Origin of the sequence: Polaromonas sp. AER18D-145, from assembly GCF_002379095.1 — a bacterium.
In the GTDB taxonomy this organism is placed as follows: Bacteria; Pseudomonadota; Gammaproteobacteria; order Burkholderiales; family Burkholderiaceae_C; genus Polaromonas.
On sequence record NZ_NBZV01000093.1, the window covers coordinates 1 to 2871 of the forward strand.

The following is a 2871-nucleotide window of genomic DNA, read 5'->3' on the forward strand; positions in this document are numbered from 1 at the left end:
ACGTAGGTGTCGCTGCCCAGTCCGCCAAGCAGGGTGTCGTTGCCGGTTCCGCCCATGAGTACATCGTCGCCGGCGTTGCCCACCAGCAGGTCGGCGGCGCTGCCGCCCACCAGGGCATCGCTGCTGCCGCCGCCCAGCATGAAAGCGCCACGATTCAGGATGTCGGTGTTGGCCAGGCCATTGGCACCGGCCTGCACGTACCAGTCGCGCATGTAGGGCAGGATGGACTGTATTAGCTGGCGTTCGCTGCCAGTGAAGCTTGACGATGCTAGGTAGTTTTTGAAATAGAGATCGAAGCCTTTGGCTTCGGTCAGGGTGAGCTTTTCATTGGCCTGAAATGCTGCGGCGAACTTCTTGGACACATCGGCGATGTCGAATTGGATGCCGCCTGTGACATCACTGAATAGCCGCTTGTCCGCGTTTGTCGCGTTGGCGGTGTCTTCGTAGTACATCTGCATGGCGAAGGCGGTCAACGCTTTGCTAACGTTGTTGGTGGCACTGCTAAAGAAGCCTGCGTTGCCGTCTATCATGGTCAAGCCGTTGTCTTGGGCTAGCTTCCACAGGTCAGCCGTGAAGCGGGTGACCATTTGGTCCAGGGGAAGGACCGTGCCTATACCAGTCTCGTGTTTGACGATGCGCTCTAGGAAGTTTTCTTGAGGATTGTCTTTGTTAAGTGGGTCAGTTGCAAAAAGCTTTTTATCGAAAATCAACTTCAACAAGTCGGGCAGTTTGAAGGTGGCTTGCCCCAATGTTTTTTGCGATGATGTGGTAGTTGGCAAATCGCCACTTTGCAAAAAGGCAGTTAATAGGGCTTGCGAGTGCAAGTCGCTTGCACCTACCCCTGCGGTGTTGATGCTGATGTTGTTGGCATCAGCTTGTACGCCAATCCGATCGAATAAAGTCACGGGCGCAGTCGATAGAATTTCGCCTTGAACATTCAAATTAGTGACTCGGCCTTCACGGCCTGCCAGCGTATCTGCTGCAATTTTGTTGGTGTTAAAAACGTCCAAAGCGACGATGTAAGCATCCAGCGTTGCCAGCATTCCAGGCGAGATACTTCCCGCCAAATAGGTTCGTAAATCTTGTGCAGCAGAGCGCGTAACGACGGACCCGTCCGGGGTGGCGACAGTTCGACCTTCCGCAGTTGCGCGGAACGGGGCTTGATCAAACGTGTATGCGTTCTCATCAAAAAATACGGCCATGAGAGAAGCCAGACCTGCGCCCAAACTATGCCCGGTAAAAGTAATTGCAGCACCGGGGTTAGATTCCTTGATCTGCAAGTAGTAGTCAGCCGCGTGCCGCAGTTGGTCTGACAGAATGCCCAAGGCAAGTGGGATGTTGCCGTAATAAAAGTCAGTGCTCAGACTGCTGAAATCTGTGCCTGCATAGGAGATAACGATTTCGGAGCCATTTGTGAAGGAGATTGCCTCGAAGCCTGACGCACTTGTGAAATTCGGAAAATCAGGATTATTTGGAACGTGAAAAAACGACGTCCATCCTTCGGGGGTTGGGAACTGATTTTTGATATCACGGTTTGAAATGTAAGAAGCTCCCGCCATTAATGCGTAGTCGATTACTGTGGTCATTACATATTTCTTTCGATTGTTCCGATGCGATCTTCAAATAGACTGCTGATTCACTAAATATCAATTACTCACTTCATTGGAATCGGTGCTTTGGGACTTCGGTAACGCTGAGAGTTGAAATCAGGACAACTTGTTACTGCATCATTTCCTTGCACGGGCTCCCGCAGGATGGTTTTGTATTCAGGCGTACTGATCAATGCATTCTTGGCATTAACATCAGCCACGGTGTAGAAGGGTTTCAACAAACTCGTTGCAGGTCTGCCTACAACCACGTTGGCGCTTTTGTTTATCAGCGCTGGGGGCAGCTCGGAAAAAGTGATGCGCTGCCATTGCCCTGCACCGTACTTGAGCAGCACTTGCGGTGGATTAGGTCTGCCCCACTTGTTGTATGCAATGCAGCCCGCAGGATAGGTGGCCAAGTACGGTATGCCTGCCACGATGTCAAAGCGAAAGTGGTTCAAACTATTCGGCTCAGGTGCCGCATCTCTGAAGTCGCTTTTCCAGATGATGCTTGTGGCGTTGGGCAAATTGAAAGTTACGGTTTCATCAAGCGGCAAACGCTCAGTCGCATCAAAACCGGGAAAATTGCCTAGGTTGTATACGCGCTCAGCGGTGATGATCGTCCCGTCATGCAGCAGAACTTCTTCCTTCCATCGCGTTTGTGAACATGCTGTCATGCTGACTCCCAGTGTCAATGCCAATCCGATTATTTTGAATACTCTCTGTAGCCTACTTCTGTAGTTCATGCTGTTTTCCTTATAAATGAATTTCCATATTTCGCATCGTTCATTGCACTAATCGCCAGCAACTCGGCGGGATGGGCTATCCCGGAGGTGGGTTGGAAATGATTGTTGACGACGCTCCAGTTAAATCTGGAGGCCAGCCAGTCAATATCACCCAGGATATTGCCGGTCTTGATGTTGCCAAGGGCATCGTTTTCTAACTGGTCGCCGTCCTGATTGGGATTGGTGTCTATCGGCTTGAGGTCGCCTTTGATGTCGTTGTTGGTGTCCGGATTGTTCACCACAGGCGCGTCACTGTAGGTGATTCCCAAGTCAGCACGCGCCTTGTCATAACCCTGCACCACAATCTGGCCATCGATGATGAGGGTGCTCTCGCCGGCAAGGGTATACAGATGTTTGCCGTCGGTGCTTTTGTAAACACGGGTGTCGCCATATTGCGCACCGCCCGCCAGGGTGTCGCCATCATGGAGGAGGCTGCCTTTGCCATCGCTGTCCAGGATGGTGTCCAGGCCGTCACCGCTCTGGAACACGTAGGTGTCGCT

Annotated in this window: 2 protein-coding genes and 1 pseudogene; all 3 read right to left on the bottom strand. The window is 51.8% G+C overall.

Annotated elements, in window-relative coordinates:
- Window positions 1–1586: pseudogene (locus B7G52_RS23480) on the bottom strand (hypothetical protein); the annotation flags it as partial.
- A 68-nt stretch (window positions 1587–1654) separates the two neighbouring features.
- Window positions 1655–2332: a hypothetical protein gene (locus tag B7G52_RS23485; protein ID WP_141397537.1), complete on the bottom strand. Its 678-nt coding sequence runs from the start codon at window positions 2330–2332 to the stop codon at window positions 1655–1657.
- A partial coding sequence (locus B7G52_RS23730) for a hypothetical protein (protein WP_205853111.1) occupies window positions 2329–2871 on the bottom strand: 543 nt, incomplete at its 5' end. The genes B7G52_RS23485 and B7G52_RS23730, both read right to left, overlap by 4 nt.